Source organism: Chthoniobacter flavus Ellin428, assembly GCF_000173075.1.
In the GTDB taxonomy this organism is placed as follows: Bacteria; Verrucomicrobiota; Verrucomicrobiia; order Chthoniobacterales; family Chthoniobacteraceae; genus Chthoniobacter; species Chthoniobacter flavus.
The window spans coordinates 1-7,003 of the sequence record NZ_ABVL01000055.1; the positions used below are offsets into that span (position 1 = coordinate 1).

Here is a 7,003-nt window from a genome sequence, read left to right on the forward strand (position 1 = left end):
ATCCCGATCAAGAAGGTGGCGAACGCTATGGCCTCTGCCGCAGCCGCGCCCGGAAGTGAAAAGGAAAAGGCCATGCTGCGCGGGCAACAAGAGCGGCTGCGCAAGAAGCTCGCGCAGATCGATGCCGCGTTGCGCAAAAAGCCGGGCCAAGTCACCCCGGGTGATCGAACGGCGCATCGGCAAATGGCTTGGGCGCAATACCGCCGCCGAAAAGCTCTTCGCAGTCGAAGTGCTCGTGGGAAAAGGCCGCGCGGTCGGACTGCGCGTCAGCGAAGACCCGAGCAAAACCGAATGGGCGCAAGCCGCCCATGGCGCCTATCTGCTGCGCACCAACTGCACCGAAGAAGACCCCTGCCAGCTTTGGCGCTGGTATATCCAACTGACGGAAGTCGAAGACGCCTTTCGGACCAGCAAGAGCGACTTGGGACTGCGCCCAGTCTTTCATCAAAAAGAAGATCGGGTGCAGGCCCACATCCTGGTCTGCTTCCTGGCGCTGGTCATGTGGCGCACCTTGGAACTCTGGCTCAAAGCCAAGGCCATGGGAGACACCGCTCGGCAAGTGGTGCAGGAACTCGGCACCATTCATTCCATGGACCTCTTGTTCAACGTCCGTGACCGCGGCGAAACCCGGCTGCGCCTGGTCAGCAAACCCGAACCGCTAGCCGCCGATCTGCTGGCTCATTTGGGCCTGAAACTGCCCACGCGTCCGAAAATCATCGAAAATGTAGTGGAGAAAAACCACCTTTAATCAACGTAAGCCCTTCAAAATCAACCCAACTAACTTCGTAACTGTCGAACTTGGGCTAAAATGCCCGCAGTCTGCGTAGATTTTTAACCGCAAATGGACGCCAATGAGCGCGAATAGAGGAGGACGATGAATGGGTTTCCGATTCGCGTCCATTGGCGTCCATTCGCGGTTTTTTACTCCACCAGCCCCTCGACACTTCTTCTCTGCGCCTCTGCGGCCTCTGCGTTTAAAAATTCTTTGGTTGCGGCTCCGTCGCGCTGCGTCTCTGCATTTTCCCCTTCCTTTCGCCACAGAATTATTACGCAGGTTCCCGAGAACAGCGCTTGCTTTCCGCGCCCGCTGGGCGATGCTCCACACCCTTCACCGGCAAATGCCGACCTGGAGTGCTTCTCCGAAAGCTGTTCGTAAACCCTTGGAGCCGCGTTGTCCGCTCCCTTTGCGCCACCCCCATACGGCGCCCGCAGTGTCTCTCGATATGGCTGTTGACGATGTAATTGAAACCGAAGGCAAAATCACTTCCGTGCTCGCAGGCACGATGTTCCGCGTCGAGCTCAGTAACAAACACAGCGTGCTCGCCCACATCTCGGGCAAGATGCGCAAACGCTTTATCCGCCTCACCAATGGCGACCGCGTGAAGCTCGAAATGTCGCCGTACGACCTCAATAAGGCGCGCATCGTCTACCGTCTCGGGTAGACTCAAAATTTCATATATTTACTTGCTTTGCCCGCCTTTTTCGTCTCTACTGCGCGGCAACATACACAAGTTCGGAACCTCATTGAGGTTTGGTAGATTGCTAGTTGTTTCGTGATGCGGATTCCCTCCGCGGACTTTCAGTGGCAGTTTTGAAATCCGATAATCGGAAACAGCCACCGAGGTCCGCACTTGCGAAAAAGAAACCAATACCCATCATGTCAAACAAACTCTACGTCGGAAATCTTTCCTTCGATACCACCGAAGTCGATCTGCAGGATGCCTTTGCCGAAGCCGGCACCGTGCAGGAAGTCGCGCTCATGCAGGATAAATTCACTGGCCGCAGCCGCGGCTTTGCCTTCGTGACCATGGCCACGCCGGACGAAGCGCAGAAAGCGATCAGCATCTTCCATGGCAAGACCCTGCAGGGCCGTCCCCTCACCGTTAACGAAGCTCGCCCGCGTGAAGAACGCAGCGGCGGCGGCGGTGGCGGCGGCGGACGTCGTTCCTTCGGCGGTGGCGGCGGCGGCGGCGGCGGTGGCCGTGGCGATCGCGGCGGCGACCGTGGTGACCGCGGTGGCTACCAGCGCCGGTACTAAGCAGAGAGGTTGTAGCGGCGCTCGATGAGCGTCGGACGCTTTCTCAAGAAAGACGGCCAATCCCGCCTAAACGGGACCGATACAACATTACTTTTAAACGCCCCGGCCTCACGGCCGGGGCGTTTTTCTTTTTGGCAGCTCCGTCGGCGGATAGGAAGAATAGGAAGCCTAGGAGTGATAGGAGAAATGGGATTCCCATCACTCCTATTCTTCCTATTCTTCCTATTCTTCCTATTCCTCCTAATCCTCCCAAGTCATTCCGCGATCGCCTCTCCGTGCGCTACGCGCTGATCTCCGCGCTCACCGCCGCCCAGTCGATACCCGAGGCGGCGCAGAATTCGTGGAGGGCGGTCGCGTGTCGCCTCAAGACGACTTCGCAGACCAACGCATCATCGGTGTAACCTACTTCGGGGAAGACATCCGGCACGAGATCGACCTCGGCTATCGCGTAAAGGAGCGCGAAGAGGATTTCACTCCGCGTCTTCTCCGGCAACCGGCCCGTATCCCAGACGAGGAGCTTGTCGAAGAACTCCAATTGCCGCGCCAGCCGCGGGTGCGCCTCGCGCAGGCTCTCGATCTTCGTCCGCAGCTCGGGCTCGGTCGCACCCAGGTCGCGCCGGCCTTCCAGCGCGATGAGGCGGCCGCCCTCCTCGACGAATCTTTCAAAGTTGATGCCTTCCTCGGGGACAAATTGCAGGCAACTGCCGAGGACGGCGGCGCCGGTTCCACTTTCAATGATAGTCGTATGATTCATGCGAAAGAGACGTTGCTTCCGTGGTTGGCTGCCTGGTGCTGAGGCAGCAGGCGTTGGGCGCCCGACCGCCGGCGGGCCTGGCGTTTAGCCGCGCGGTTGCGGATCTCTTCGGTCACGCGTTTGATGACCTTGCCCAGGGCGGCCGCAAAGGTGTGATCGCGCGCCTCGGCGGAAATATCCGGCCCTGGCGTGACGAGATGCACACGCACCCGGAAGGGCGGGCTTGCATGGGGCTCCCGCGCGATCTGCACGTTCGCTTCGTCGATCTGTCGCAGTGGGCTCAAGGCGAGCATCTGCTTCTTCACCGTGGAATCCATCCACTTACGGGCAGCAATTCCTGACTGTCGGACGATTACTTTCATCATGGGATTATCGATTGGTTCAAATGAGCAGCTTGCTGGCTGCTTCCTGAGTTTCCCTCGGGTGCGGCATTTCCACTAATACAAAATATCGCTGCAACTCTTCGCTTTTTTGGAATAGTCTTCCACCAGCTCCTCATCCCCTTCCCATGGACTGGCTGAACTACCATCACCTCTTCTATTTCTGGACCGTGGCCAGGGAAGGCAGCCTGCGGAAGGCTTCCGAGAAGCTGCACGTCTCCCAGCCCTCGATCTCCGCGCAGATCAGCGCGCTGGAAAATGCCCTCGGGGAAAAGCTCTTCCGCCCCAGCGGCCGCACCAAAGTGCTCACCGAGACCGGTCATGTGGCCATGGGCTACGCGGAGGAAATCTTTTCGCTCGGGCGGGAGATGATGGGCGCGCTGCACTATCGTCCCGGCACACGCCCGGCGCGCTTCAGCATTGGGGTGACCGACTCGGTACCCAAGTCCATCGCCTACGAAATCATTCGTCCTGTGCTGCACCTGCACCCCGTGGTCCAGGCCATCTGCCGCGAGGAAAAGATCGATACCTTGCTCGGCCAACTGGCGGCGCACCGGCTCGACATTGTCCTCGCCGATGAACCCGCGCCCAGCGGCTTGAAGTTCAAGACATTCCATCACCCCCTCGGCGCCAGTGACGTGACCTTCTGCGCACCCCCAGCCCTGGCCGCCCGACTGCGCCGCAACTTTCCCCAATCGCTGGATGGCGCGCCCGCGCTGTTGCCCACCGAGAATACCGCCTTTCGCATGGCCCTGGAGAGCTGGTTCGAGTCACAACGCATCCGGCCCCAGATCGTCGCGGAATTTGAAGACACCGCGCTGATGCACCGCGCGGCGGAGGATGGGCTGGGATTCATCCCCGTCTACACGGTCATCGTCGCCCCCTCGGTGAAGCATTATGGCTGGAAAAAGATCGGTCGCGCGACGGATTGCACCGGGCATTTCTATGCGATCACCGCGGAGCGTAAGTTGAAGCATCCCGCGGTGCTGGCCATTACCGAGCACGCGCAGTTCCGGCTGTTTGCTTAACGGAGGGACGCGCTCCTGCGTGTTCCCTGATTTCCCCCCTTCTTTAAATTAGGGAACGCGCAAGAGCGCGTCCCTCCGTTGCTCATCACTTGTCGGCTCTGGACAGACACCGTAACTTCCCCTCGTGACCTCCACTCTCCTCGACCAATTGCAACGCCCGTTGCGCGATCTGCGCATTTCGGTGACGGACCGCTGCAATTTTCGCTGCACCTACTGCATGCCCAAGGAGGTCTTCGGCCACGGATACGACTTTCTCCCGAAGGAGGAAGTGCTGACCTTCGAAGAGATCGCCCGCCTGGCGCGGATCTTCGTGGAACTGGGCGCCGAGAAACTCCGGCTCACCGGCGGCGAGCCCACCCTGCGGCGTGAATTGCATCGCCTCGTCTCGGAATTGGCGGCGATTCGCGGGGTGCATGATCTCACGCTGACGACCAATGGCTCGCGATTGGTCGAGGAAGCGCGAAACCTGCGCAACGCCGGCCTGCAACGGCTCACCGTGAGCGTCGATGCGCTCGACGACGTGACTTTCCGCGCGATGAACGACGTTAGCTTTCCGGTGCATCGCGTATTGCGCGGGATCGAGGCCGCACGCGAGGCCGGCTTCGCGCCGATCAAGATCAACATGGTGGTGAAGCGCGGCGTGAACGAGGCCCAGATCGTCCCCATGGCCCGGCATTTCCGTGGACCGGATTCCATTCTGCGCTTCATCGAATACATGGACGTAGGCAACACCAACGGCTGGCACATGGCGGACGTGGTACCCGCGGCAGAAATCGTCGCGCGGATCAGCGCGGCCCTTCCGCTGGAACCTATGACCGCGAACTATCGCGGCGAAGTCGCCCGCCGGTATCGCTATCGCGACGGCGACGGGGAGATCGGTGTGATTTCATCGGTAACCCAGCCTTTCTGCGGCGATTGCACCCGGGCACGTCTATCGGCCGATGGTCGGCTTTTCACCTGTCTGTTCGCCAGCACGGGCGTCGACTTGCGGACACCGTTGCGCACCGGCGCGGGCGACAAGGAGATCGCTGCGTTGATCAGTTCAGTCTGGCGTCAGCGCAAGGATCGTTATTCGGAAATCCGCTCGAGCGAGACCGCCACGCAGCCGAAGGCTGAGATGTCGTTGCTCGGGGGGTAGAGTGCCCTCTCCCCGATGTCACCTCAGGATGACACCGATAAGTAAGGCGTCTCCCGCCACCCTACGCGTGCTTTTTGTTGAAGCGCGCCACCTCGCGATCGGTCTCCCGTTTGGTCGCCTTGGCCTTGAGATCCTGGCGCTTGTCCCCAGCCTCCTTGCCTTTGCCCACGGCGATCTCGATCTTCACCCGCGCATCTTTCCAATAAAGCCGCAGGGCAACGAGCGTGTGGCCCTTGATCTGCGTCTGGCCGAACAGCCGGTCGATCTCCTGCTTGTGCAGCAGCAACCGTCGAATGCGCTTCGACTCATGCTGCTCGAAGCTCGCACGGACGTACGGCTGGATATCGATATCGTAGACATACGCCTGCCCGTTTTCGACCCGCGCGAAAGCGTTGTTGATATTGGCCAGGCCCAGGCGAATCGATTTCACCTCGGTGCCCTTGAGCTCGAGGCCCGCCTCGAATCGCTCGAGGATATGATAGTCCCGCAATGCCTTGCGGTTGACGGAAATTTCCGCGCTCATGGGTGGCGCGTCCCGCTGACGCGGGGCTTAATTTTTGCCGTCCTCAGACTCCGCCGTGGCAGCCTCGAACTTGAGCTTGCCTTCGATGATTTCCTTGAGCGCGATATCCGAGAAGCCCATGCGCGGGCCCGTCTCGACCATCGGGCGATGCCCGGCCGTAAGTTGCCGTACGCGCTTGGAAACCACATTGACGAGCAACTGCTGGCTGGGAATCACTTTAAAGGCTTCTTCAAGAAGGGAGCTGGTCATAGAAAATCGGTGCGACACGGTTCGCGAGAAAAGGGAGCAGAGATTGCCATCGAACCGCGATTTGTCAACGGGAAGATTTAGAAAATCTTATATCGGGGTGTGATTGAAAGTGGTGCCGGTGATCAGGGAGCTTTGCGGTCCTGCCAGAAGGATTCCCATAGTTGGTTGGCGCGGATGATGCGCAGTTGGGCGAGAGCATGCGCGTTGTGGGACAACCAAGCGCTGCCCGGCTTTTTGAGGCGAGCTTGCAGGACGTGTTTGTGTCCGGACTCGATCAAGCCTGAGCCGATCGGTAGTTCGCGAGCCAGCGCTTTCGGGTAATCGAGGTATGGCCGGCGCCTGGAGAGATAGCCATGAGCGCTCCGCACCGGAGCTTCCTCGTCTGGGACGGTGGCCGGCTCGAGGTCGGCGGCCAAAGACGCGAGCACCTTGTCCGCCGCACCCCGGCGCAACCGCTGCTGCTGGGTATGCAGCCACCTCCGCGGGGCCTGGGGGCGGCAGGATTCGGCGGCCGCGGCCAGATATTCACTGACGTGAAAGAAGTCGATGAGCAGCTCGGCTTGATCACCAAACGCCTCCTGGCATTGCCGACGGATCCAGTCCGCACCATCGGCCACCACATGCAGCCGGGCATTCAGCGACCAGCCGGCGTCACGCGCACAATGTCCCCAGCGCCGTCCGGTTTCCTCCACCGTCAGGAATCCCGCCGCATACGTCGTGTCGACACGACCATGGGCTCGCGCTGCGCTCAGGCGCATTTCCTTCCATTCACGCGGACGTGCTTGGGTGCGTTTGCGTCCCTCAGCACCGTGCAGATCATGGTCCCATCAGCCTGCGCTACGATATACTCCGGCCCCGTCTTGGGCAGCACACGGAAGTTCTCGCGATAGTGA

At 60.3% G+C, this 7,003-nt stretch carries 10 protein-coding genes; 5 read left to right on the forward strand and 5 right to left on the reverse strand.

Translation table 11 applies throughout. The annotated features are described in order from the left end of the window. Nucleotides 1–160 precede the first annotated feature (160 nt). The 3 genes from CFE428DRAFT_RS32405 (at nucleotide 161) to CFE428DRAFT_RS32415 (ending at nucleotide 2,038) form a co-directional block, all read left to right on the forward strand. Nucleotides 161–748, forward strand: a complete 588-nt coding sequence (locus tag CFE428DRAFT_RS32405) for an IS1634 family transposase (protein WP_042726293.1) — start codon at nucleotides 161–163, stop codon at nucleotides 746–748. A 475-nt stretch (nucleotides 749–1,223) separates the two neighbouring features. Further along, on the forward strand, nucleotides 1,224–1,442 hold the full coding sequence (gene infA, locus CFE428DRAFT_RS32410) for a translation initiation factor IF-1 (RefSeq protein WP_006983988.1): 219 nt from the start codon (nucleotides 1,224–1,226) through the stop codon (nucleotides 1,440–1,442). Nucleotides 1,443–1,657: 215 nt separating this feature from the next. Further along, the gene (locus CFE428DRAFT_RS32415; protein WP_006983989.1) at nucleotides 1,658–2,038 is read left to right on the forward strand and encodes an RNA recognition motif domain-containing protein; all 381 of its coding nucleotides are present in this window, start codon (nucleotides 1,658–1,660) and stop codon (nucleotides 2,036–2,038) included. 280 nt (nucleotides 2,039–2,318) lie between these two features. Here the strand turns inward: CFE428DRAFT_RS32415 and CFE428DRAFT_RS32420 are convergent, their stop codons facing one another. Together CFE428DRAFT_RS32420 and CFE428DRAFT_RS32425 are read right to left on the reverse strand one after the other, a co-directional pair. After that, nucleotides 2,319–2,792 carry a YkvA family protein gene (locus tag CFE428DRAFT_RS32420; protein ID WP_006983990.1) on the reverse strand — a complete coding sequence of 158 codons (474 nt, stop codon included), beginning with the start codon at nucleotides 2,790–2,792 and terminating at the stop codon, nucleotides 2,319–2,321. Beyond that, nucleotides 2,789–3,157, reverse strand: coding sequence for an HPF/RaiA family ribosome-associated protein (locus CFE428DRAFT_RS32425; protein ID WP_131990208.1), 369 nt, complete (start codon nucleotides 3,155–3,157; stop codon nucleotides 2,789–2,791). The genes CFE428DRAFT_RS32420 and CFE428DRAFT_RS32425 overlap by 4 nt, the downstream gene beginning before the upstream one ends. 143 nt (nucleotides 3,158–3,300) lie before the next feature. On the opposite strand from CFE428DRAFT_RS32425, the gene CFE428DRAFT_RS32430 reads away from it, so the two are divergent. Both CFE428DRAFT_RS32430 and moaA read left to right on the forward strand, forming a co-directional pair. After that, nucleotides 3,301–4,200, forward strand: a complete 900-nt coding sequence (locus tag CFE428DRAFT_RS32430; protein ID WP_006983992.1) for a LysR family transcriptional regulator — start codon at nucleotides 3,301–3,303, stop codon at nucleotides 4,198–4,200. 124 nt (nucleotides 4,201–4,324) lie between these two features. Continuing rightward, complete coding sequence (gene moaA, locus CFE428DRAFT_RS32435; RefSeq protein WP_006983993.1) at nucleotides 4,325–5,338, forward strand: GTP 3',8-cyclase MoaA; 1,014 nt, start codon at nucleotides 4,325–4,327, stop codon at nucleotides 5,336–5,338. 61 nt (nucleotides 5,339–5,399) lie between these two features. Here moaA and smpB read toward each other — a convergent pair whose 3' ends face one another. From smpB to CFE428DRAFT_RS32450, 3 genes are all read right to left on the reverse strand, one after another. Continuing rightward, nucleotides 5,400–5,861 carry an SsrA-binding protein SmpB gene (gene smpB / locus CFE428DRAFT_RS32440; RefSeq protein WP_006983994.1) on the reverse strand — a complete coding sequence of 154 codons (462 nt, stop codon included), beginning with the start codon at nucleotides 5,859–5,861 and terminating at the stop codon, nucleotides 5,400–5,402. Between the two features lie 27 nt (nucleotides 5,862–5,888). Continuing rightward, a complete protein-coding gene (locus CFE428DRAFT_RS32445) occupies nucleotides 5,889–6,110 on the reverse strand; it encodes a DNA-directed RNA polymerase subunit omega (RefSeq protein ID WP_006983995.1) in 222 nt (73 codons plus the stop codon). A gap of 122 nt (nucleotides 6,111–6,232) precedes the next feature. Then, on the reverse strand, nucleotides 6,233–6,868 hold the full coding sequence (locus CFE428DRAFT_RS32450) for a UPF0236 family transposase-like protein (protein ID WP_006983996.1): 636 nt from the start codon (nucleotides 6,866–6,868) through the stop codon (nucleotides 6,233–6,235). Between the last annotated feature and the right edge of the window lie 135 nt (nucleotides 6,869–7,003).